This window comes from Synechococcus sp. HJ21-Hayes (genome assembly GCF_024345835.1).
GTDB lineage: Bacteria > Cyanobacteriota > Cyanobacteriia > PCC-6307 > Cyanobiaceae > Vulcanococcus.
In genome coordinates this window covers 42,181-65,033 of the sequence record NZ_JAGQBW010000005.1, presented here as the reverse complement: position 1 = coordinate 65,033, position 22,853 = coordinate 42,181, and the positions used below count along the sequence as shown (strand labels likewise).

Below are 22,853 nucleotides of genomic sequence, written 5' to 3'. Positions count from 1 at the left end.
CGTGCCGGATCGACGTCAACCGCCAAGACCGTTAGAACGGCGTACCCCTTGACCAACTGATGCCGCGGCTGCATCGCCTGCTCCCCCTGACCCTGTCGCTGCCCCTGGCAACCGGCGTTGGGGCGATGCTCAACCGGCCTGCCGTGGCGGCCAATCCCCAGCAGCTGATCCAACTGCTGGAGCTGCGGAGTTGCAAGAACTGCAAGCTCCAGGATGCGGATCTAGTGCACGCGGATCTGCGGGATGCCCAGCTGAATGGCGCCCAGTTGCAACGTGCCAACCTGAGTGGAGCCCAGCTGGATGGCGCCGATCTGCGGGGCGCCAATCTCAGTTTCACCAGCCTGGAAGGAGCCTCGCTGCGAGGGGCAGACCTACGCGGCAGCACTTTGGAGGGCACTGATCTCCGCCGTTCCGATCTGAGTGGCGCCCGCATGGATCCCCAGGCCCTGAGCCGCAGCCACTGGCAACAGGCCCGTGGAGTGAACCCAAGCCAGCAGAGCTACGCCGAGCTCCATAACGCCGGCGTGGCCGCCGCCCAACAGGGACGCCATCCCGAAGCAGAGACCTTCTTCGGTGAGGCAATCCGCAAACAACCCGATGCCGCCATCAGCTGGGTAGCCCGAGGCATCACCCGCAGCGAACAGGGCAACAACCAACTCGCAGCCCAGGATCTCAACTACGCCGCCTTGCTCTACCGGCAAGCAGGTGATCTCGCCCAAGCCAGCGAGCTTGAGAAGGCGTCCAAACAGCTCATAACTCCTCCGAAACAAGCCAAGGGGGGCAATGGCATAGGAGCTCAACTCCTGGGCGGGGCGATGGCAGCCTTCCAATTTCTGGCTCCGATCGCCGCCAAGGCCTTAGTACCAACAGGCCTCTAAAAAGCGGAACCCGCAGGGGGCCCCGCCAGAAATCTGCGCGAGTCGAGAGTTGCCGGCCGATAGCCATAGCCATAGACACCGCCATCCCCATCATTAACAATACGCGGGGTGACCATAATCACCAGCTCATTTTTCTGACGAGCATTGGAAGAAGAGCGGAAGAACTGACCCACAAAAGGGATATCTCCCAGAACCGGCCATTTGGTCACCGCCTGCCTATCTTCATCGGCAATCACACCCGTAAGGATAAGTGTTTGGCCATCACGAACACGCACATCGCCCGTATCCAGACGACGGACCCTTAGGATACTGACATTGCCACAACCCTGGATCTGCTGCGGGGTATCAGCCACCGCAGAAACAGCCGGGGACAGAGAGAAAGTTACAAAGCCATTATCATCAATCTTAGAGACCTTCGCCCCGAAAGTGAGGCCGGAAGTGCCGAATTTAGGCTGGCAGGTATTTGGAGCACCGTTTTGGCCCGCCTGGACGGCGTAATCCGTAATCACCTGGGTTCCAACAGTCACAAAGGATTCGTTGGCAAATGGTCGCCCAATGGATGCCGTATTTAGGACGGCATTATCACCGCCAGCGGAGCCAGCAGCCACGGCTTGACCACCCTGAATCGGCTCCGGATTTTCACTGAGAATCAACGTTGGGCTAGCCAAAACCTTCGTGCTTTCTGACTGCACCTGGGCTCGAACTAAATCATAAAAGTTGTTCGGCGAGTATGCCGCCGAAGGATTGATGGGCGAGGGGGCCAAAGGAGACCGAGCAACGCTAGATTCATCCTTGCCAACATAAACAGGCTTAGCACTTGAAGCCCCACCACTCATCGCATCAAACTGACCCAATGCCGGAGGCAGCCGATCGTTGAACGCGCCTATTAGACGACCCTCTTCACTCACAATAAAATTGTTACCATAGCGAAAGGCGAAACTATTTTTAATATCTGCATCATTTCGGAGCGTGACATCCAAAATTCTCACCGACAACGCCACCTGCCTCTGGCGGAGATCAATTTGCCTGAGGTAGCTCTCAGCCACCGCAACCACCTGGGGATCTCCCACCAACGTGATGGTCTGCAGGCGTGAATCGGTTGTACCCGTTACCCCCTTCAATGGACCGGCGCTGGCGCCATAGGTTTCAGTGGTGGTAATTCGCTGGGTCTGCGTCTGCTGTGAGTCGGGTGCCCCGGCCACCTGGTTAGCCTGAGACTGTCCCTGGCTCACCGTGTTGGTGATCAGTGTCACCTTCGTGATCATGGCCCCGAGACTGGCCAGATAGTCTGCCGCCGAGGCCGCTGTGGCCTGATTCAGGCGATACACCTTGGACAGCTGAGCGCCGAAAGTTTTACCCAGCACCGATGGTCCGGCCAGGATCATATTCCCCTCCATCTTGCCCTGCAGGCCAGCCGCCAGCAATACGGAATTCAGGGCTCTGGCATAACTTTCCCCTCGAAAGGCAATGGACACTAGACGGACCTGCGGTGGCATGGCGGATCCGGTGCCCGTTGTCGCTCCAGCTGCCGGCGAGGTGCCTGTGGACGCGACATCATCCACATAGACAAACCCATAGCCACCCATCTGGGCCAAGGCCATCAACACATCACGGGCCGGGGCATTGCGCATCGTCATCGAGACAGCCGGGCCACTCACATTCAGGAAGCTGCGATTGCGCAGCACCATGCTCCCCACCGCCATATCGCCCAGCGGTGGCGCCACGGCTCGGGGCTGCAGCGGCGGTGCATAACTGGGCTGCGGCACGGCGCCCGGTGTACGCAGATCCAGGCGCGCGGTTTGTTCAGAAACCTGGGACACCGTGGCGAAGGTGATCACCAGGTTGCGACCATCGGCACTCACCACGGGCCGGCCCAAGGGTGCACCTGGCATCGGTTCCACTTGAATTTGAAAGGTATTGCCAGAACCCTGAAAGCTCACCAGCTGCAGCCCCGCCTCCGGCAGCGAAAGGCGCTGGGGCCCCAGCCGCAGGCCAGAGGGCGTGGCCGTGCGCAACTGCCCTGCCCAGCCACCACCGGCCGTGGTGCCCTGTTGCAGCACGGGTGCTAGCCCCGTGCCCTCAATCACAATCTCCACAGCCCCGGTACTACGGCGCAGGCTGAGGGCCAGAGGGCCACTCCCAGCGGCAGATGCCGGCTGCACCGACAGGGGCGCCGCCTGCAGCGGGTTGATCGCAACGCCTGCCGCCAGCAAGACCAGGATCAGGCGGTGACGACCACGAACCACCACGCTTGAGAACACCAGGGTTTTGGCGGATGGTACCGGTGCTCACCGCTGGCCACCAGTGCGAGCGTGCCTGGCTCAGGGCGGTGTGGCGGCCCGAAACGCAGGGGGCTCACCGCCCTTGGCATAGAGGCCAAGGTTGAGCTTCAAGCTGGTTTGCCCACGCCTGGTCTGGGACGTCTTCGCCCCCGGCTCTGGGCTCTCCGCCTTCAGGCTCAGATCGCTCTGCACAACCAGCAGGCTCAGGGCCTCCAGGCGCCTCAGGAAATCCTGCAATTGGGGAGCCGTGCCCCGGGCCGTGAGCAGCAGGGTGGTTTTCTCAAGGCCCGGTGCCAGCAGCGGATCCGTAGGCCTGGGCACCTCCTTCTGCTGCTCCCGGCTCTGCGTTGCACCCCCCTTCGGCTGGGCCTCCGCCTGGATCACCACGGGTTCATAGCCATCCAACTGCACTCCGCTGCTCTGGGCCTCCACGGCCAGCTGGGTCATGAAGGTGGAGATCTCGCCACTGCCGGCAATCAGCCCCAGGATCTGCTCCCTCATGGCCTGGCCCTGCTCCTCGTTCTCCAGGGCCTTGGCGATCTGGCGGCGCAGCAGGGGGAGGCGCTGCTGCTGCTCATGCAGCTGACTGAGCTCCCGCTGATCCTGCTGCAAGCGCCGCCAGGCCGGCCAAACCAGGCCAGCAGCCACACCCAGGGCCAGCAGCACCCCCAGCAGGGCCGGGGCAGCCAGCAACACCTGCTTCCGGCTGGGCCGGAGCTGGGCTCCGGGGGTGAGGTTGGTCATGGCAGCACCCCCGCCCGGGCCAACACCTGCAGGCGCCTGGCCATGCCATCGGCGTCCAGCCGCTGCAGCAGGCTCCGCTGGGCCGCGGGGCTGAGCTGGGCAAACTCAGCTGCCAGCTCCCAGGCCACCAGCGGCACCGCCCCTTTCGCCGCTGTGCCTCCCGCCTCCTGCTCCCGCGCCAACTTGAGCACCTGCACGCTCTCGGCCACAAACAACGGCGATTGCTTCAGCAGCAGCTGCAGGGCATTCACCCGCCGAAACGCCTCCGGATCCCGGGCCACGCCCTTGAGCTGCAGGGCCGAACCGGTCACCACCGCCTCGGTGAGCTGCACCCCCTCGGGGGTGATCGCCGCCAGCTCCGTGACCAGGGCTGAACCGGAGGAGACGGCCACCAGCCCCTTGGCCAGGGCCCCATTGCTGGCCTGCAACTTGCGAAGCCGCAGCCGCGACGCCTGGGCCTTGGCTTCCAGGCCGCGCACGGCGGCAGGGATGGCCCGCAGGCCATCGAGCTCCGCCGACACCTGCCCCTGGCGCATCCCCAGGAAGGCCCACACCAGCAGGGCCGCCGCTACAGCCCCGAGGCCCGCAGCGGCGCCGATCAGCAGCAACCGCCGAGCCGACACCAGGGCAGGGCCCTCAGGCGGCAGACCCCGCTCGAGGCGCCGCTGGTGCAGCAGATCCAGAGAACCCGGCAGCATCCCGCTCATGGGCTCTGCTCCGCCATCACCAGCCCCCAGAGCCCCAGCAACTCCACGCCAGCCGGCGCTGCACTGGATCGGGCCCTCTCTGCGGGCTGCAACCACCCCAGGGCCAGGGGATCCACCACGCTGGCCGGAGTCTGCAGGGCCGCGGCAAAGCCAGGGGCGGCCGCCCGGGGGCCATGCAGCAGCACCTGCAAGTGAGCCGCTCCGGGATCCTGCTGGCGCCAGAAGCTCAGACACTGGCGGATCTGAGCAGCCAGCTCTGCGGGCTCCAGGGCAGCGGGCCAGCGCCGCTCGTACACCGGCAGACCCTGGCGCACCAGCAGCAGCTGGCTGCCCTGGGCGCCCAGCTCCACCAAAGCGGTGAGCTGATCACCGGGAGCATCACGCAACAGTGGCTCCACCCCGCGGCACAGGCACAGGGGCGCAGCCTCCAGCCCATCCAACGCCACCCCCGCCGTGGCGAACACCGCAATCCAGGCCTCCAGCAGATCGGCGGGCACCGCCACCAGCAGTGAGGTGGGCGGTTCCAACGCCAGCGGCACCAGGCGCAGATCAGCCTCCTGCAGGGGAACCGGCAGGGCCAGCTGCGCCTGGCGCTCCAGCAGCACGGCCTCCGGATCAGCAGGCCATTGGCCGTCTGGCCATTGCACCAGGCGGCAATGGCTTGCCGCCGCTGGCAAAAGGGCCCGCACATGGGCCAGGGCCCACCCCCGTTCAATCAGCAGATCGCCGATCAGGTCGCCAAGGGCCTCGGGCTGCTGGGGCTCGCCCCCCTGGCACAGGCCTTCAGGCAAGGGAATGCGCTCGAGCCACACCACCTGGCCGTGACGCAGCGCCATGGCCGTGATGGCCTGATCACTCAACTCCAGGAGCACACGCCTGGGGAATAACCAGGCCTGAAAGGGGGCCAGACGCTCCTGAACTCCAGCGAGCAACAACGCCCTTGACTCCCGTCTACCGAAAAGTTATCGCCGAAATCACCTACTGCCAGGGCACACCACTGCCCACCGCCTCGCTGATGCTGCGGAAACCATGGCGATCGAGCTGCTGGCTCAGGCCCTCAAGAATCGCTGGCACCAGCTCGGGGCCGGTATAGATCCAACCCGTATAGAGCTGAATCAGCGAAGCCCCGGCCGTGATCCGCTCCCAGGCCGCCTCCGGGGAATCGATCCCGCCCACGCCGATCAGGGGCAAGCCAGGCCCAGCGGTGACCCGCAGCCGACGCATCACCTCCAGGGCCCGGGCCCGCAGGGGGGCTCCGCTGAGGCCACCGGCTTCTTCGCCGAGGGTCTTGCCGCTCTGGGCGATGCGGCGCCCCTCCAGGCCCAGGCGGTTGAGGCTCGTGTTCACAGCAATCAACCCGGCCAGGCCCTCCTCGTAGGCCAGGCGGGCAATCGCATCGATGGCCTCATCCTCCAAGTCGGGGGCGATCTTCACCAGCAACGGCGGGCAGGCAGGCAGCCGCCGCAGGCGCTCCACCAGCCGCCGCAGCTGGCTCTCGTCCTGCAATTCGCGCAGTCCTGGGGTGTTGGGCGAGCTCACGTTGATCACGGCATAGTCGGCCAGCGACGCCAGCAGCTCCAGGGAGGAGGCGTAGTCGTCGGGCGCCAGATCCAGGGGCGTGATCTTGGATTTGCCCAGGTTGATGCCCAGCACGGCCGGCCGCTGGCCGGCGGGGGGCAACCCCTGGCGCTCCAGGGTGCGACGCGCCGCCTCGGCCCCGTTGTTGTTGAACCCCATCCGATTCAGGGCGGCCCGCTCCGCCGCCAGGCGAAACAGGCGCGGCTTGGGATTACCCGTCTGGGGATGCCAGGTGATGGTGCCCACCTCGGCAAAACCGAAGCCGAACAGATGCCAGATGCCGGCCGCCACGGCGTTCTTGTCAAATCCGGCCGCTAGTCCCACGGGGTTGCTGAAGCGGCAGCCGAACAGGGTCTGCTCTAGCCGCAGATCGCGGCGCTGCAGCTGGGCACCGAGCCCGGCCAGGCTGCCGCTCACCAGGGGCCAGTGACGCCGCAGCGAGGCCTGGCCCAAGGCGGTGAGCGTGAGTTGGCTCAGCTGCTCGGCGTCAGCGCCATCATCACGACTGAGCAGCGGCCCAACGAAGCGCTGATACAGGGCGCCGGTTCCAGCCTCAGCCATGGCCTTCATCCCCGCTGCTCGCGTCACCCGATCCTGCCGCGCCACGCTCCAAGCGCCAGCGGCCGTCAGCCGAGGGCACCACAGTCCAATCCCGCCAGGGCCAGGGGCCCTGCTTGACCTCCAGCTTCTTGAGCGGCATCCCCACCAGCTGGGCAAGCTCCACCAGGCTGAGCCCGTAGCCACCGGCCGCCAACCGATCGGCCACCTCCAGGCGGCTGAGCAACTGCTGCAGGGCCGGCGGCGCCTGATCGGCCGTGGCCGCAGGCTCTGGCAGCACCAGGCCGCCATACTCCCCATGGGCCAGCTGGGGCTTGCCACCCTTGGAGAAGGCCACGGCGATGGCATCGCAGCGGTCGTTGTCGGGATCGCCGCTGTGACCCTTCACGTAGGTGAAGGGCAAACCGGCGATGCGAGCGGCATCAAGGGCCTCCCACAGGTCGCGGTTGAGCACGGGGCTGCCAGAGGCCGTACGCCAGCCCTTGCGCTTCCAGCCGCTGATCCACTTGCTGAAGCCATCGATCAGGTATTTGCTGTCGGTCCGGATCGTCAGATCCGGATGGCGGGGAAGCGTCTTGAGCTTCTCCAGCAACGTGAGGGCGGCAGCGAGCTCCATGCGGTTGTTGGTGGTGGCCGGATCGTGGGCCCCGAACTCCTGCACTGAGCCGTCCTCGAAGCGCAGCAGGCATCCCCAGCCGCCGGGCCCCGGATTACCACTACAGGCGCCATCACAGGCGGCGGCCACCACCCGCGGGGATTGCGGCTTAGACGCCACTGGGCTGCTCCAACAAAATCCGGTACAACGCGTTACTCCGGCGGCGTCGAGGACACCACTCCATGAAGCGAACCTACCTGGCCTCCCTGGGCCTCTCCCTCGCCGGCATCACGGCCGCGGCCCTGCAGCCCCAGGCCCTGGCGGCTGGCCTGTTCAGCAGCCAGGGCCTGGATGGCACGCGCTTCGCGGTGCTGGGCAAGCCCGTGGGCCGCACCGACTGGACCCTGCTGGTGCTCGAGCAAATCGCTGCCGCACCGCGCTGCTGGGAACCCCGGCCCGACGGCCTGGTGGATCCCAGCCTCAACCGCTTCGACTTCACGGGCATCTGTAGCCGTTACCTAGACAGCAACGGCTATTCACTACGCATCGGCCAGGAAGATCTCGCGACCAGCTACAGGCTGCGGCTGCAGCAGCAGGGCACCAGCCTTCGGCTGCTGGCCATGAGCCCCAGCCAGGCCAACGAGATGGTGGTGGGCCGCGGCACCGTGAACCAACGGGATCGTGATGGCTTCGTGCCCATCAGCCTCGAACCCGGCTGGACCTTGGAGCGCCGGGTGTACGGCAGCCAGACCCTCAGCCACATCTATTTTGCCAACGGCACCCCCCTGGCCCAGTTGCTTGCCGCCAGCCAAAGCAGGACCAACGCCAACAGCGTGCCGCTGCGCCCGCTCACGCCGCCACTCAGCAACAACAACGACGACACAGGCCGCATCAGCCAGGGCCCGATCGCCCTCGAGGTGATCCCCTTCCGGGAATAAGCCAACCGGCACGGACAGTTGCGATTGCGGCATGCGCCCCCCTTGCTGGTTGTTTTTCTCTCACGGTATGATCTGTGAGTGTGAGGAGTGAGGGACACCACTTCCGGGGTCGAAACGAGGACAGACTCCCAGAAGCGTTCCTGCTCAAAGCCCTGCCGTCGGCGGGGCTTTTTTATTGGCCGCGCTGGGCAGACCGAAGCACAAAAAAGCCGGCTCCCGCAGGAGCCGGCTGGTGAACGACGTGGTGGCGGGCTGCCGGAGCGGCCCGCCCTGGCGATCACTTGATGGTGACCTTGCCGCCCACTTCTTCAACGGCCTTCTTGATGGCCTCGGCGTCAGCCTTGGACACACCTTCCTTGATGGGGCAGGGAGCGCCTTCCACCAGGGCCTTGGCTTCGCCCAGGCCGAGGCCAGTGGCTTCGCGGACGGCCTTCAGCACCTTGATCTTGGCGGCGGCGTCGAAACCATCGAGGATGGCATCGAACTCGCTCTTCTCTTCAACAGCCTCAGCGGCAGCTGCAGGAGCAGCGGCCATCACGACGCCAGCAGAAGCGGCGGCGGAGACACCGAAGGCCTCTTCGATCTGCTTGACAAGCTCAGAGGCTTCCAGCAGCGAGAGAGTCTTCAGGGACTCGAGAATTTGGTCAGTAGTAGCAGACATGGTTGGGAATCAGCAACAGATCTGTTTGGTTGAACAGTGAGGATCGGTTGAGCTCAGCAGAGCAGGCCTCAGGAGGCCTTGCCCTCGCCATCGGCGTGCTGCTTGAGCGCCCGTGCAAGACCGGAAGGAATTTCGTTGATACCCACAGCAACCTTGGTGGCCACGGCGTTGATCGCACCGGCGATCTGCGCCATGAGCACCTCCTTGGAGGGCAGATCCCCAATGGCCTTGATGTCGGTCTGGGAGAGGAGCTTGCCTTCGAAAAGGCCGCCCTTCACTTCAGACTTCTTCGTGTCCTTCTGGAAGGACTGAATGGCCTTCACAGCACCGCCAACATCGCCCTTGACCAGGACGAAGGCGTTGGTGCCAGTGAGTAGGGAATCGAGTTCCGACCAAGCGCTGTTGCCATCAATGGCACGGCGCATCAAGGTGTTTTTGGTCACCTTGCAAATGCCGTTGCTGGCCTGCAGACGGGTCCGCAGATCAGACATCTCCTTGATGGACAGGCCCTTGAAATCAAGAACCAGCGCCATTTCGGCCTCACCGAGGAGCCCCTTGAGCTCTTCGACGATCTGTTGCTTGTTCTCCAGCGTGCGGCCCATAGGAGGTGGAACGGATCGGGGGAACAAGCCGGGTACGCGGCCCTGTGACACCGGGAAGGTGGCGAGGCCGCTGCATGCTCCGCTCCCAATCAGGACAAAAATCCCTAGGGGCAAAAACCTGTCGCGTTGTCCTCGGCAGGACTTACGGGCAACAAAGCCCACCTGCTGTCTGGGGTTGGGCGCGTGCCCTTCTGGCCTAAGCCAGTTTGAAATAGTACACGGCGGTAGGCCGGCCGTCACCAAGAGAAAACCCCATGCCTATCGTGGACAGGCATGGGGCAAGACCGCAAACGCGCGGTGGTGTGGGCGACTCAGCCCTCCTGCTTGATGTCCTGCAGGGCAGCCACATCCACTTCCACCGAGGGACCCATGGTGGACGTGATGTAGAGGCTCTTCCAGTAACGCCCCTTGGCGCCGCTGGGCTTGTTGCGGTCGATGGTTTCCTGCAGAGCCTTGAGGTTGTCAAGCAGCTTGGCCGCATCGAAGCTGGCCTTGCCGAACCGCACGTGCACGATGCCGGTGCGATCGGCGCGGAACTCGAGCTTGCCGGCCTTGAACTCGTTGATGGCACCAGCGAGATCGGTGGTCACAGTGCCGGCCTTGGGGTTCGGCATCAGGCCCCGGGGGCCCAGCACGCGGCCGAGCTTGGCCACCTTGGGCATCATGTCTGGGGTGGCGATCAGCAGATCGAACTCCATCTCGCCCTTGGCGATGGTCTCCACCAGCTCGTCATCACCGGCGAGGTCGGCACCAGCGGCCTTGGCCTCAGCCACCTTTTCACCGCGAGCGATCACGGCAATCCGGATGCTCTGACCGGTGCCGTGGGGCAGGGCCACGGTGGTGCGCAGTTGCTGGTCGGTGTACTTGGGGTCGATGCCCAGACGAGCATGGGCCTCAAGGGTCTCGTCGAACTTGGCAGTGGCGTTGGCCTTCACCAGTTCCACTGCTTCCAGCGGGGTGTAGGTGCGGTCTTCGACCTTGTTGACGAGAGCGGAAAAACGCTTGGAAATTTTGGGCATGGCAAGGATGGGGTGCGGACGACCGTGCGGTCTCCCCCGGTAGTGGTGGATCAGTCGTTAACGGCGACGCCCATGTTGCGGGCGGTGCCTTCGATGATGCGCATGGCCGACTCGACGCTGGTGCAGTTGAGGTCGGGCAGCTTGGTCTTGGCGATCTCCTCGAGCTGGGAGCGGCTGATGGCGCCCACAGCACCCTTAGCGGAGGTGGCGGCGCCCTTCTCGATGCCGGCTGCCTTGGAGATCAGCACGGAAGCGGGAGGGGTCTTGGTGATGAAGGTGAAGCTGCGGTCTTCGAAGACCGAAATTTCAACCGGAATCACATAACCGGCCTTGTCCTGCGTCCGAGCGTTGTACTCCTTGCAGAACGCCATGATGTTGACGCCATGCTGACCGAGGGCAGGGCCCACCGGCGGCGCGGGGTTGGCTTTGCCGGCCTGGAGGGCCAGCTTGATCACAGCTACGACTTTCTTGGCCATCGGCTGGGCTACGTAATGAACTCCCCGAGGGGAGTGCGGGACTGCACTCCGGAATGGAGTGCGGGAGGACACTGTCTACACGAGAGAGTGTTGCGGATCGCCGACCCAGGGTCGGCGCTGCGGCAGGTTCCGGAACGGAGCCCGCTAAGGCCGCCCTCCGCAGGGAGGCGGCCGCAGGTGGTCAGCTCTGTTTGCTGATCTGGGAGAACTCGAGTTCCACCGGGGTCTCCCGGCCGAAGATCGAGAGCAGGGCCTTGAGCTTGTTGCGCTCGCCGGAAACCTCGATCACCTCGCCCTGGAAGTCCTTGAACGGACCAGCCGTGACCAGGATCTGATCGCCCTCGGTGAGGTCGACCTTCACCACAGGCTTCTTCTCGGCGGCACGCTTGAAGATTCGATCCACTTCCTGGCGGCTGAGGGGCCGGGGCTTGATGTGGCCGCGGGCCTTGCCGGTGGCACGGCGATCTTCCGCCCCCACAAAGTTGATAACGTTGGGGGTGCTGCGCACGGCCATCATGGTGTCCTCATCCAGCACCATGCGCACCAAGACGTAGCCGGGGAACACCTTCTCCTCCGTGCTGGTGCGATTGCCGTCCTTTTTGATCTTCACCGCCGGGGTCTGGGGGATCTCGATCTCGAGGATGCGGTTGTCCACGCCGAGGGTCACGGCGCGCTGCTCCAGGGTGGCCTTCACCTTCTTCTCACAGCTGGAGGCCACCTGAACGGCGTACCAGCGGGCCACGGGCGCCCGACCCTCGGCCGGGGCAGCAGCGGCGGCCAGATCCAGCACGGCCTCTCCGCCGTCAACCGGATCGACAGAGGGGGATTCGTCAGTGATCAGGTCGACGTCGGACACAGGGCGTGGGAAGGGAGGTATGGGGAACAGACAGCTGGAAACTCAGCGGAACACCTGGGTATTGGCCCAGCTGTAGAAGCGATCGATCGCGGCGATGGCAAAGGCCGACAGCGTCACCATCAGGATCACAGCCACCGACTCACTGAACAGCTGCTGGCGGCTGGGCCAGACCACTTTGCGGAGCTCCTCCACGGTGGAGGCCACAAAACCAGGCTTGGCAGCGTCGCTAGACGTTGCCGTGGCGGGGGCCGGCTCGGCGGAGGGCGCCGAATCAGCGGCTGGGCGTGGGTCGGTCTGGGAGTCCACTCAGGGGGGTCGCCGGGATGTTCAGGCCGCCACAGGGCGACAAGAACAAGCAAACAGCCACCCTACCGGACGTTGCCCCCCCCATCCACGAGGGGCGTGAAGGCCAGCGCATCGGCCCCGGGCACGGCGCCCACCCGCACGCCCCGCGCCGCTCCAAAGCGCTCCTCCAGCAGCTCCGTGGCCAGGGGATTCTCAATGCGCCGGCGCAACAGGCGCCGCAGGGGCCGGGCACCGTATTCGGGCTCGTAGCCCTGAACGGCCAGGGCTGCCACCACCTCCTCATCCACCTGGAGCTCCAGGTTCTGCTCCCGCAGCAACTCCGCCAACTCCGCCAACTGCAAGCGCACGATCCGCGCCAGATCGGCGGGCTGCAGGGGCGTGAAGCGAATGGTCTCGTCGATGCGATTAAGGAATTCTGGCCGGAACTGGCTGGCGAGGGCCTGGTCCACGGCCTCCGCCAGGGCGGCCTCCCGGGCCTGGGGCTCCCCGTCGCTGGAGCGGGCGCTGTCGAGGATGGCGCGGCTGGCCAGGTTGCTGGTCATCACCACCACCGTGTGGCGGAAGTCCACCGTGCGGCCCTGGGAGTCGGTGAGGCGGCCGTCGTCGAGCACCTGCAGCAACACATTGAACACATCCGGGTGGGCCTTCTCCACCTCGTCCAGCAGCAACACCGCGTAGGGCCGCCGCCGCACGGCCTCGGTGAGCTGGCCACCCTCCTCGTAGCCCACATAACCGGGGGGAGCCCCCAGCAACCGGGCCACAGCATTGCGCTCCATGAATTCGCTCATGTCGAGCCGCACCAGGGCCTCCTCCTCGTCAAACAGGGCGGCCGCCAGGGCCTTGGCCAGCTCGGTCTTGCCCACGCCGGTGGGGCCCAGGAACAGGAAGGAGCCCACCGGTCGGCGCGGATCCTTCATGCCGGCCCGGGCCCGGCGAATCGCCGCGGCCACCGCCGCCACCGCCTCGGGCTGGCCGATCACCCGCTCGCCCAGCCGTGCCTCGAGCTCCAGCAGTTTCTGGCGCTCACCAGCCATCAGCCGCTGCACCGGAATGCCGGTCCAGCGGGCCACCACATCGGCAATATCACCCTCTTCGACCTGCTCCCGCAGCAGCGACTGACCGCCCTCCTGGTTGGCCTGCAGTTCCGCCTCCAACTGGGCCCGGCGCTGTTGGACACCATGGAGCTGGTCGTACTGGAGCCGCGCCGCCTCTTCCAGATCGCCAGCGCGCTCCGCCTCGGCGATCTGCAGGCGCAGGGATTCATCGTCGGCGAGCAGCTGCCGCAGCTCCGCCAGCTGCTCCCGTTCAGCCTGCCAGCGCAGCTGCAGCTGCTGCAGTTGCTCGGTGGCGATCCGCCGCTGGTCCTGCAGCTGCACCCGCTCGGCCATGGGAGCCCCCTCGGCCGAGAGCAGGGCGAGCTCTACACACCGCAGCTCGCTCTCGGCCTCCTCCACCAGCCGCGGCTTAGAGGTCACCTCCATGCGCAGCTGGGCGGCGGCCTCATCGATCAGGTCGATGGCGGAATCCGGCAGACAGCGATCGGCGATGTAGCGATCCGCCAGGCGGGCGGCCGCGACCACCGCCCCATCGGTGATCGCCACACCGTGGTGCAGCTCGTAGCGCTCCTTGAGCCCCCGCAGGATCAAGGTGCTCTCCTCGATGCCCGGCTCCTTGATCAGCACCTGCTGAAAGCGCCGGTTCAGAGCTGGATCCTTCTCGATGCTGCGGCTGAACTCCTCGGGGGTGGTGGCCCCGATGCAGCGCAGGTCGCCGCGGGCCAGGGCCGGCTTGAGGATGCTGCCTGCATCACTGCCAGAGCGCTCGGAGCCCACCACCGTGTGCAGCTCATCGATGAACAGGATCACGCCATTGGCAGGCGCCCCTTCCGCCTCGCGCACCTCCTTGAGCACCGTGCGCAGGCGCTCCTCAAACTGGCCGCGGAACTTGGCGCCGGCGATCAGGGCCCCCAGGTCGAGGCCGATCAGGCGCAGGCCCTTGAGGGCATCGGGCACCTCGCCGGCCACGATGCGTTGGGCCAGCAGTTCAGCGATGGCGGTCTTGCCCACGCCGGGCTCGCCGATCAGCACCGGATTGTTCTTGCCGCGGCGCGAGAGCACCTGAATCAGGCGACGAATCTCGGTGTCGCGGCCGATCACCGGATCGAGCTCGCCCGCCCGCGCGGCGGCGGTGAGATCCCGACCAAACTGTTCCAGTGCCGTGGGCTCCTGCTCCAGCCGCAGGCCGTTGTCGTCCTGCGGCGGAGACGTTGGCGGCGCAGATGACGGGGGTGGCGGTGGCGCCACGGCGGGAACGGGGGTGGACGCACCCGTATCGATCCAGTCGTCGCCCGGGGCCGGAATGGCGGGCGCCCGGCGCGACGCAGAGGGTGCCGGGGGTGCAGCTGAAGCCACCGGAGCCCGCAACTGCCGCAGCAACAGGTCTTCGCTCAGGCCTTCATCGGCCAGCAGCGCCTGGCCGATCCGGGGCTCCTCCAGCAGGGCCAACAGCAGGTGGGGAATGTCCAACAAGCGAGAGCCCCAACTGGCCCGCCGCCGATCGGCAGCCTCCAGCACGTCCTCCAAGGCTTCACCGATGAAGAGCTCACGGCCTTTGCTGGTGGGTTGGTCGGCGCAGAAGTCATCGAGCCGGTCGAGCAACCGGTTGGCATCCACCGGCAGGCGATCCACCCAGGCGGCAAAGCGCTGATCGCCCAGCAGCACCTGCAGCAGGTGCTCCACATCCATCTGGTCGTGGCGCCAGCGACGGGCCTGGTCCTGACTGACCAGCAGCAGATCCCAGGCCGCATCACTGAAGCGCTCGGGCTCACTGGTGAGGCTGCCGCGCATGGCGGGATCAGGCTGCATCGGACCGGGACCCCATCGCAATCAGCTCCACCTTGTAGCCATCGGGATCTTCCACGAAAGCAATCACCGTGGTGCCGTTCTTCATCGGACCGGGCTCACGCACCACCTTGCCGCCCTTAGCCCGGATGTCCTCACACACCGCCTGGATGTCATCCACCCCGAGGGCAATGTGGCCATAGCCCGTGCCGATCTCGTAGTGGCTGGTGTCCCAGTTGTGGGTGAGTTCGAGCACCGTGTGATCACGCTCGTCGCCATAGCCCACGAAGGCCAGGGTGAAACGGCCACCGGGGTAATCCTTGCGGCGCAGCAGGCGCATGCCCAGCACGTCGGTATAGAAGGCCAGCGAACGCTCCAGGTTTCCAACCCGCAGCATCGTGTGGAGCAAGCGCATGAACGGAGCAGTCCGGCCGGACGTCCATTCTGACGAGCCCTGTCAGCCAGGAGCCCTGTTCGGTGCCAACGGGCACAACGGGCCCGGCAGGGGCGACCCATAGGATCCTGGGCATAGACCCAAGGCCGCTGTGATCGACACCCTCGACCTCGTCATCGACACCATCGTGGCCCGGGAAGTGCTGGATTCCCGTGGCACTCCCACCGTGGAAGCGGAAGTGATGCTCGAGGGTGGCGCCAGTGGCCGCGCCATCGTGCCCAGCGGTGCCAGCACCGGCGCCCACGAGGCCTGTGAGCTGCGCGATGGCGGCAGCCGCTACTGCGGCAAGGGCGTGCTTAAGGCCGTAGCCAATGTGGAAGAGAAGATCGCGCCGGCCCTCTGCGGCCTAAGCGCCCTGGATCAGGGCACCGTGGATGCCGCGATGATTGATCTCGACGGCAGTGATAACAAGAGTGCCCTCGGCGCCAACGCGATCCTGGCCGTGAGCCTGGCCACCGCTCGGGCCGCCGCCAACGGCGTGGGGCTACCCCTCTACCGCTATCTGGGTGGCCCCATGGCCAACCTGCTGCCGGTGCCGCTGATGAACGTGATCAACGGCGGAGCCCACGCGGCCAACAGCCTGGACTTCCAGGAATTCATGATCGTGCCCCACGGCGCCCCCAGCTTCCGGGAGGCCCTGCGCATGGGCACCGAGGTGTTCCACACCCTCAAGGGCCTGCTGCAGGAGCGCGGCATGAGCACCGCCGTGGGCGATGAGGGTGGGTTCGCCCCCGATCTGGGCAATGACGCCGCCGGCGACATCCTGGTGCAGGCCATTGAGAAGGCCGGCTACCGGCCCGGCGATCAGATCTCCCTGGCCCTCGATGTAGCCAGCACGGAGTTCTTCAAGGACGGCCGCTATGCCTTCGGAGGCGGCAGCTTCAGCAGCGCCGAGATGGTGGACGAGCTCGCCAAGCTGGTGAGCCGCTACCCGATCGTGTCGATCGAGGATGGCGTAGCCGAGGACGACTGGGACGGCTGGGCCCTCCTCACCGAAAAACTCGGCAAGACCGTGCAGCTGGTGGGCGACGACCTGTTCGTGACCAACAGCGCCCGACTGCAGCGGGGTCTCGACCTAGGCGTGGCCAACTCGATCCTGATCAAGGTGAACCAGATCGGCTCCCTCACGGAAACACTGCAGGCCATTGATCTGGCTGGCCGCGCCGGCTACACCAGCGTGATCAGCCACCGCTCCGGTGAAACCGAAGACACCACCATTGCCGACCTGGCAGTGGCCACCCGCGCCGGCCAAATCAAGACCGGGTCGCTGAGCCGCAGCGAGCGCGTGGCCAAGTACAACCAGCTGCTCCGCATCGAAGACGAACTGGGCAGCCAAGCCGTGTACGCCGGAGCGGAGGATCGCGGCCCCCGCGGCAAGGCCTGAAGCTCAGCCGCCAGCGCCCGGCAGCTTCTCCAGGCGGCTGTCACGGCGCAGGCGCGCCTGCAGCTTGAGCCAGCTCAGCCCCACCGGCAGCCCGCACACCAAGGGGATGGCCGTGAGGGCCGGGCGTGCACTGGCAGCCAGCAGGGCAGCGGCCACCGCCAGGGCCCCCAGCAACACCGCCTGACCGGCGGTCTGCTGACTCATGGCCAGGCGACGCAGCAGGCGATCGGTTTCCCCAGCACGGATCTGCACCTGCAAGTCGCCCTGCTCGATGCGCGAGAGGCTGTCCTCCAGCCGCTGGGGCAAGCCGAGGGCCCGGGTGCCCACCTCCACGGCCTGACGGCCCAGCTGGTTGAAAAGATCGTTGGGCCCGTTACCGCTGGCAGTCATCAGAGGCAGGAGGTAAGGACGGGCAATCGCCACCAAACTAAAGCCGGGATCGAGGCTGCGGCCGACCCCCTCAAAGGTGGAGAGGGCGCGCATCACGAAGATCAGCTCGGGCGGCAGACGGAAGGGCTGGCCGTACACCAGGTCGTAGAGATCACCCGACAACTTGGCGATCACGTTGGAGGAGAAGGGCGGGGTGAGGGCCTCGGCGAGCATCAGGCGTACCAGCCGCCGCACCGGGCCCACATCGATGCCCTCGGCAATCACCCCGGCAGCCTGCAGCTCACGCACGAGGGAGGAGGCATCGCGGGCGGCGGCGGCAGTCACCATGCGTCCCAGCCGGCTGCGCAGTCGCTGGGAGATCTGCCCCATCATCCCGAAGTCGTAGTAAACGAGGGCGCCATCGGCCGCCACCGCGAGATTGCCAGGGTGGGGATCGGCATGGAAGAAGCCGAAGCGCACCAGCTGCTGGAGGTAGCTGGCGGCCCCCTTCTCCGCCACCGCCGAAGGATCGATACCGGCCTCGATCAGCGCCGGACGGTCGGTGATCTTGATGCCAGGTAGATAGTCGAGGCACAACACCCGGCGGGTACTGAGTTCCCACACCACGGCCGGCACGCGGATGCCCGGGTCGTCGAGAAACTGCTGGCGAAAACGGGCCGCATGCTCCGCCTCCACGCGGAAATCGAGCTCCCGCAGCAACACCCGCCGGCATTCCTGGGCAATGGACACCCAGTCGCGGCCCACACCCCAGCGGGGGTGGCGCTGCAACACAGCCGCCACCTGCTGCAACACCTCAAGATCCAGCCGGAACAGGCGTTCCAGCCCAGGGCGCTGGATCTTGAACACCACCTGACGACCGCTGCGCAGGCTGGCCCGGTGCACCTGGGCCAGGCTGGCGGCCCCTAGGGGCACCGCCTCAAGATCCACGATCTCCGCGCAGCGCTCCCCTAGCTCCTGCTCCAGCAGCGCCTGCACCGTGCCGAAGGGGAAGGAGGGCACCTGATCCTGCAGGTGCGCCAGTTCCTCCACATAGCCGGCCGGCAGCACATCAGGCCGGGCGGAGAGCAACTGGCCCAACTTGATGAAGGCCGAGCCCAGCTGCAACAGCTCAGCGGTGAGCCAGCGGGCGCGGCGGCGCTGGCGGGCGGCGCGCCTGTCGTCGTTCACGCCACCGGGGTAGGTCCAGCTGGCGGCATCCCACCAGAGGCCAAGCAGCAGCTGCAGCACCGCGCGCCAGATGCGCAGGGAGCGCCGCAAGCCCCTCAGCCCGTGCAGCAAACCGGGCATCAGGAGCGATCCTCAAGCCGGCGAGCCACCCGGGCCACCTGGGCCCGCAACTCGTCGATCTGCTCCTGGGGATCAGCGGCAGCCGGCTCCGGCCAGGGGGGGGTGGAGGCCGATGCAACCTCCACTTCGGGCTGCTCTAGGCGCTCGGCCTCCTGCTCCACCTCCTCCAGGAACAACTGCCACTCCTGGCGCAACTTGTCGGGGGCGTCCTGGACAAGCACAGCCAGGCTGGCCGCTGCATCGGCAAGACCGCTGCCCAGGCGAGCCGTGAAGCGATTGAGGGCGGCCTGAACCAGGGTCTGGGGCGCGCTCATGGCAGGCCATTGGGAATGGCCAAACTGTGGCAGATCAGGGCTGGCCAGCGGCAGGGGCCAGCGGAACTGGCTCAGGCGGAGCAGTCAGGGGACCCTGCACAGCCCGCGGCGGCGGCCCAAGATCCACTGGATCAGGCAGCTCCATGGGCTCCGGGGCCGTTAGGTCGTCAGTAGCGGGAGTATCCGCTCCGGCAGGCTGCTGTGTCTTGGGCGTGTCTTGGTCAGCCTGCTGGCGCTCAAGCTCGTGACGTTCCAAATCGCCTCGAAGATCGGCATCCGGGACGCCAAAGCGCAATTTCAGGCTGTCCGCGGAGGTACCCGGGAAGGGCTGCACATCAAAGCCCTGGCCAGATTGCCCCCAATCAGCAACGTTCAACGCGAACAGTCGCTGGGTGATGCCGTAGGCCAGACCAAAACAGAGACCAGCCACCAGAGGGCCCGGCCACAACCCCGCTCGACGGCGACGGGACTCCACAGCGGCGGGTCGGGCCTGGGCCATGGATGGCTGGGTCTCACCGAATGGGCGCATTCTGGCCCTAGGTCGTGTAATCGGCGTTGATGCGCACGTACTGGTCGGAGAGGTCGCAGCCCCAGGCACGGCCCGCGCCAGCCCCGCTGCCCACGACCAGGCGGATCTCCACGGTGTCGTCCTGCAGGTAGGCCCCGGCGCCACGCTGGCGCATGTACTGGGACGCGGCGGCACGATCAAAGGCCAGGGGCTGACCGGCCGCCATCAGCTGGTGCTCCCCCAGCCACAGGGCCACGGCCTCAGGATCCATCGGCACACCGGCGCGGCCTGCCGCCGCCACGATCCGGCCCCAGTTGGGGTCGCGGCCGTGCACGGCGCACTTCACCAGCGAGGAACCACAGATGGTGCGCGCGATGGCGCGGGCAGCGGCGTGATCGGCTGCCCCCTCCACCTGGACTTCCAGCAGGCAGGTGGCACCTTCGCCATCACGGGCAATCGCCTTGGCCAAATGTTGCGACACTGCCGTCAAGCCGGCCTCCAGCGCGTCGAAGTGCCCTGGGCTTAAGGGCTCGCCGGCTGCAAAAGCCAGGAACGTGTCGTTGGTGCTGGTGTCGCCGTCCACCGTGATCGCATTGAAGGAACGATCCACCGCCCGCTTCACCATCGGCTGCCAGACATCGGCCGGCACGCTGGCATCACAGCTCAGATAGCCCAGCATGGTGGCCATGTTGGGGTGGATCATTCCCGACCCCTTGGCCATGCCGCCGATACGCACACGACGGCCGCCCAGATCCGCCTCAAGGGCGATCTGCTTGTCCACGAGATCGGTGGTGAGGATCGCTCGAGCCGCCGCAGCGCCCCCCTGCGGGTCCAGGGCCGCCACCAGGGGATCAAGTCCCGCCAGGAGGGTGTCCATAGGAATCGGCACGCCGATCACGCCGGTGGAGCAAATCAGCACCTCCTCAGGCGCAAGGCCGATCAGATCGGCCACAACCTGGGTGGCGCGCAGGCTGTCGATCAGGCCCCGATCGCCCGTGCAGGCATTGGCCTGGCCCGAATTGGTGAGCACCGCCCGGGCCTTGCCGCCGCTGGCCACCAGCCGCTCAGCGCAGAGATCCACACAGGCGGCCCGCACCAATGAGGTGGTGAAGGTGCCGGCACACACGGCCCCCTCCGGAGCCAGGAGCAGGGAGAGATCGGGATTGCCGGAGGCCTTCAAGCCCGCCGTGATCCCCGCCGCCACGAAGCCGCTGGGGGCGGTGATGCCGCCGGGAATCGGGTGCCAGGAATGGGTCACGGGGCGGCCTGTGCTACGAACCTGAGCATGGAATAGCGCCCCGCCCCTCGCCAAATCGCCATGGCCGCGACCCTCCGCTGGCAAGGCCCCCAACGCCGCATCGGCCTCACCGGCGGCATCGCCACGGGCAAGAGCAGCGTGGGCCGCTGGCTGCAGCAGCAGGCTGGCCTGCCACTGCTGGATGCGGATGGGTTTGCACGTGAGGCCCTGGCACCGGGTTCCGCGGCCTCCGAGGCGGTGCTGAACCGCCACGGCCCAGGGGTGCAAGCGGCCGGCGGCGGGATCGACCGACGCGCCCTGGGAGCCGTGGTGTTCAGCGATCCGGCCGAGCGCCACTGGCTGGAGCAGCTGGTGCATCCGATCGTGCGCCACCGCTTTGCCACGGAGCTCGACCGGCTGAAGGCGGCACCAGCGGTGGTGCTGATGATCCCGCTGCTGTTTGAGGCCAACCTGGAGGGCCTCTGCAGCGAGGTGTGGCTGGTGGACTGCGAGGAGAACCAGCAGCTGCAACGGCTGATGGACCGCGATCACAGCAGCGCCGCCGATGCCAGGGCGAGGATCAGCTGCCAATGGCCGATGGCCCGCAAGCGCGGCTTAGCGGATCAGCTGATCGACAACCGGGGGTCGCTGGAGCAGCTGCACACCCTGCTCCAGGACCTCACGGACCCTGCAGCAGGACCGCTCAGCCGTTGAGCTTCTGGATCAGGATCTGGTTGGCGAGCTTGGGATCGGCCTTGCCGCCGGTTTGTTTCATCAGCTGCCCCACGAAGAAGCCCTGCAGCTTGGTTTTGCCGCCGCGGAAGGCCTCCACTTCCTCGGGGTGGGCCGCCAGCAGCTGCTCCACGATCGCCGTGATCGCCGAAGGGTCGCTGATCATCCCCAGACCCCGCTCCGCCACGATCGCCTTGGGGGAACCACCCTTCTCCAGCAGCTCCGGCAGGATCTCCTTGGCGATCTTGCCGCTGATCACACCGGCCTCAATCAACTGCACCATCTCGGCCAGCTGCTCGGGGCGAAAGGGCAAGGTGGTGTAGGAGAGGCGGTTGCTGTTCACATGGGCGGCGATGTCGCCGGTGATCCAGTTGGCCACGCCCTTGGCATCGGCGCCGGCCGCCACGGCGGCCTCGAAGTATTCCGCCATCGGGCGCTCATCGGTGAGCACCCGGGCGTCGTAGATCGAGAGACCCAGCGTCTCGGCGTAGCGATGGCGCTTGGCCGCCGGCAGCTCGGGTAGCTCAGCGCGCCAGCCCTCGCGCTGCTCGGCGCTCACCTCGATCGGGCCGAGATCCGGATCGGGGAAGTAGCGGTAGTCGCTGGCGCCCTCCTTACTGCGCATGCTCTTGGTGAGTTGCTTGCCCTCATCCCAGAGGCGCGTTTCCTGCACCACCGGCTCGCCGGATTCGTAGGCCTTAATCTGCCGCTGGATCTCGTAATCGCATGCCTTCTGGATGGCGGAGAACGAGTTCATGTTCTTGATTTCCACCTTCGTGCCGAAGGGGGCATCGGGGCCGCGGCGCACGGAGATGTTCACGTCGCAGCGCAGGGATCCCTCCTGCATGTTGCCGTCGCTCACGCCCAGATAGCGCATGATCCGGCGGATCTCCGAGGCATACTCCGCCGCCTCGCGGCCGGTGCGCAGATCTGGCTTGCTCACGATCTCGGCGAGGGCCACGCCGGCGCGGTTGTAGTCCACCAGGGAGTGGGTGGAGCCGGCCAGGCGGTCGCTGCCGGCGTGCACGAGCTTGCCGGCGTCCTCCTCCATGTGCAGGCGCTCGATGCCGATGGTCTTGAGGTAAGTGTCTCTGCCCTTCTCCGCCACCTCCACCTCAATCCAGCCCTCTTCGGCAATGGGCTCGTCGTACTGGGAGATCTGGTAGTTCTTGGGCAGATCCGGATAGAAATACTGCTTGCGGTCGAACTTGCTGTGCTCCGCAATGTTCAGGTTGAGGGCCATGGCGGCCTTCACGGCGTACTCCAACACCTTCTGGTTCAACACCGGCAGGGTGCCGGGCAAACCGCACACCACCGGGTCAATGTGGGTGTTGGGGTCGTCGCCGAAAGTGGTAGAGGCGCTGGTGAAGATCTTGCTGTTGGTGCCCAGCTGCACGTGGGTCTCCAGGCCGATCACGGCTTCCCACTCGGCCTGTGCTGCCGCTGCCATCTGCGATCTCCAACTCCTGGGCGTGGCCCGATCCTATGGAAGCGGGGCCAGCCCGTT

At 66.3% G+C, this 22,853-nt stretch carries 23 protein-coding genes; 4 read left to right on the top strand and 19 right to left on the bottom strand.

The window, feature by feature from the left end:
* The first annotated feature begins 59 nt into the window (after positions 1-59).
* Positions 60-878, top strand: coding sequence for a pentapeptide repeat-containing protein (locus KBZ14_RS05425; protein ID WP_255117291.1), 819 nt, complete (start codon positions 60-62; stop codon positions 876-878).
* Here KBZ14_RS05425 and KBZ14_RS05420 read toward each other — a convergent pair.
* The 6 genes from KBZ14_RS05420 to KBZ14_RS05395 all read right to left on the bottom strand — a co-directional run bounded on the left by KBZ14_RS05420 (position 875) and on the right by KBZ14_RS05395 (position 7,522).
* Positions 875-3,127 (bottom strand): type II secretion system protein GspD, encoded by a 2,253-nt coding sequence (locus KBZ14_RS05420; RefSeq protein WP_255117290.1) that lies wholly within the window; start codon positions 3,125-3,127, stop codon positions 875-877. The two genes, KBZ14_RS05425 and KBZ14_RS05420, sit on opposite strands and share 4 nt — an antisense overlap.
* Positions 3,128-3,199: 72 nt before the next feature.
* Entirely contained in the window at positions 3,200-3,904 is a 705-nt protein-coding gene (locus KBZ14_RS05415; RefSeq protein ID WP_255117289.1) for a hypothetical protein, read from the bottom strand.
* On the bottom strand, positions 3,901-4,611 hold the full coding sequence (locus KBZ14_RS05410) for a PilN domain-containing protein (protein ID WP_255117287.1): 711 nt from the start codon (positions 4,609-4,611) through the stop codon (positions 3,901-3,903). Before KBZ14_RS05410 ends, KBZ14_RS05415 begins: the two co-directional genes overlap by 4 nt.
* Positions 4,608-5,543 carry a type IV pilus biogenesis protein PilM gene (pilM, locus tag KBZ14_RS05405; protein WP_255117286.1) on the bottom strand — a complete coding sequence of 312 codons (936 nt, stop codon included), beginning with the start codon at positions 5,541-5,543 and terminating at the stop codon, positions 4,608-4,610. Before pilM ends, KBZ14_RS05410 begins: the two co-directional genes overlap by 4 nt.
* 46 nt (positions 5,544-5,589) lie before the next feature.
* The gene (locus KBZ14_RS05400) at positions 5,590-6,750 is read right to left on the bottom strand and encodes a quinone-dependent dihydroorotate dehydrogenase (protein ID WP_255117285.1); all 1,161 of its coding nucleotides are present in this window, start codon (positions 6,748-6,750) and stop codon (positions 5,590-5,592) included.
* Complete coding sequence (locus KBZ14_RS05395) at positions 6,743-7,522, bottom strand: ribonuclease H family protein (protein ID WP_255117284.1); 780 nt, start codon at positions 7,520-7,522, stop codon at positions 6,743-6,745. The genes KBZ14_RS05400 and KBZ14_RS05395 overlap by 8 nt, the downstream gene beginning before the upstream one ends.
* Positions 7,523-7,584: 62 nt before the next feature.
* Here KBZ14_RS05395 and KBZ14_RS05390 point away from each other — a divergent pair, with 62 nt between their 5' ends.
* Positions 7,585-8,280, top strand: a complete 696-nt coding sequence (locus KBZ14_RS05390; RefSeq protein WP_255117283.1) for a DUF3747 domain-containing protein — start codon at positions 7,585-7,587, stop codon at positions 8,278-8,280.
* Between the two features lie 277 nt (positions 8,281-8,557).
* Here the strand turns inward: KBZ14_RS05390 and rplL are convergent, their stop codons facing one another.
* From rplL to gloA, 8 genes are all read right to left on the bottom strand, one after another.
* Positions 8,558-8,941, bottom strand: a complete 384-nt coding sequence (rplL, locus tag KBZ14_RS05385) for a 50S ribosomal protein L7/L12 (protein WP_255117282.1) — start codon at positions 8,939-8,941, stop codon at positions 8,558-8,560.
* A gap of 68 nt (positions 8,942-9,009) precedes the next feature.
* Complete coding sequence (gene rplJ, locus KBZ14_RS05380) at positions 9,010-9,543, bottom strand: 50S ribosomal protein L10 (RefSeq protein WP_255117281.1); 534 nt, start codon at positions 9,541-9,543, stop codon at positions 9,010-9,012.
* A 311-nt stretch (positions 9,544-9,854) separates the two neighbouring features.
* Positions 9,855-10,562 carry a 50S ribosomal protein L1 gene (gene rplA / locus KBZ14_RS05375; RefSeq protein ID WP_255117280.1) on the bottom strand — a complete coding sequence of 236 codons (708 nt, stop codon included), beginning with the start codon at positions 10,560-10,562 and terminating at the stop codon, positions 9,855-9,857.
* 50 nt (positions 10,563-10,612) lie between these two features.
* Entirely contained in the window at positions 10,613-11,038 is a 426-nt protein-coding gene (gene rplK, locus KBZ14_RS05370) for a 50S ribosomal protein L11 (protein WP_255117279.1), read from the bottom strand.
* A 181-nt stretch (positions 11,039-11,219) separates the two neighbouring features.
* Positions 11,220-11,894: a transcription termination/antitermination protein NusG gene (gene nusG, locus KBZ14_RS05365; RefSeq protein ID WP_399210517.1), complete on the bottom strand. Its 675-nt coding sequence runs from the start codon at positions 11,892-11,894 to the stop codon at positions 11,220-11,222.
* A gap of 42 nt (positions 11,895-11,936) precedes the next feature.
* Positions 11,937-12,200 (bottom strand): preprotein translocase subunit SecE, encoded by a 264-nt coding sequence (secE, locus tag KBZ14_RS15825; RefSeq protein WP_255117278.1) that lies wholly within the window; start codon positions 12,198-12,200, stop codon positions 11,937-11,939.
* A gap of 62 nt (positions 12,201-12,262) precedes the next feature.
* Positions 12,263-15,064: an ATP-dependent Clp protease ATP-binding subunit gene (locus tag KBZ14_RS05355; protein WP_255117277.1), complete on the bottom strand. Its 2,802-nt coding sequence runs from the start codon at positions 15,062-15,064 to the stop codon at positions 12,263-12,265.
* Positions 15,054-15,455 (bottom strand): lactoylglutathione lyase, encoded by a 402-nt coding sequence (gloA, locus tag KBZ14_RS05350; protein WP_255117276.1) that lies wholly within the window; start codon positions 15,453-15,455, stop codon positions 15,054-15,056. The genes KBZ14_RS05355 and gloA overlap by 11 nt, the downstream gene beginning before the upstream one ends.
* Positions 15,456-15,585: 130 nt before the next feature.
* Between gloA and eno the strand changes: the two genes are divergently transcribed.
* Positions 15,586-16,878, top strand: a complete 1,293-nt coding sequence (gene eno / locus KBZ14_RS05345; RefSeq protein WP_255117275.1) for a phosphopyruvate hydratase — start codon at positions 15,586-15,588, stop codon at positions 16,876-16,878.
* Positions 16,879-16,881: 3 nt separating this feature from the next.
* Here eno and KBZ14_RS05340 read toward each other — a convergent pair whose 3' ends face one another.
* From KBZ14_RS05340 to argJ, 4 genes are read right to left on the bottom strand one after another with little or no spacing between them, the layout of a single operon-like run.
* The gene (locus tag KBZ14_RS05340) at positions 16,882-18,555 is read right to left on the bottom strand and encodes an ABC1 kinase family protein (protein WP_255117274.1); all 1,674 of its coding nucleotides are present in this window, start codon (positions 18,553-18,555) and stop codon (positions 16,882-16,884) included.
* The gene (locus tag KBZ14_RS05335; protein WP_255117273.1) at positions 18,555-18,869 is read right to left on the bottom strand and encodes a hypothetical protein; all 315 of its coding nucleotides are present in this window, start codon (positions 18,867-18,869) and stop codon (positions 18,555-18,557) included. Before KBZ14_RS05335 ends, KBZ14_RS05340 begins: the two co-directional genes overlap by 1 nt.
* A 34-nt stretch (positions 18,870-18,903) precedes the next feature.
* Complete coding sequence (locus KBZ14_RS05330; protein ID WP_255117272.1) at positions 18,904-19,368, bottom strand: hypothetical protein; 465 nt, start codon at positions 19,366-19,368, stop codon at positions 18,904-18,906.
* 37 nt (positions 19,369-19,405) lie between these two features.
* Entirely contained in the window at positions 19,406-20,635 is a 1,230-nt protein-coding gene (gene argJ / locus KBZ14_RS05325; protein ID WP_255117271.1) for a bifunctional glutamate N-acetyltransferase/amino-acid acetyltransferase ArgJ, read from the bottom strand.
* Positions 20,636-20,695: 60 nt separating this feature from the next.
* Here argJ and coaE point away from each other — a divergent pair, with 60 nt between their 5' ends.
* Positions 20,696-21,328 (top strand): dephospho-CoA kinase, encoded by a 633-nt coding sequence (gene coaE / locus KBZ14_RS05320; RefSeq protein ID WP_255117270.1) that lies wholly within the window; start codon positions 20,696-20,698, stop codon positions 21,326-21,328.
* Here coaE and gatB read toward each other — a convergent pair.
* Complete coding sequence (gatB, locus tag KBZ14_RS05315) at positions 21,318-22,796, bottom strand: Asp-tRNA(Asn)/Glu-tRNA(Gln) amidotransferase subunit GatB (protein WP_255117269.1); 1,479 nt, start codon at positions 22,794-22,796, stop codon at positions 21,318-21,320. The two genes, coaE and gatB, sit on opposite strands and share 11 nt — an antisense overlap.
* Positions 22,797-22,853 lie beyond the last annotated feature (57 nt).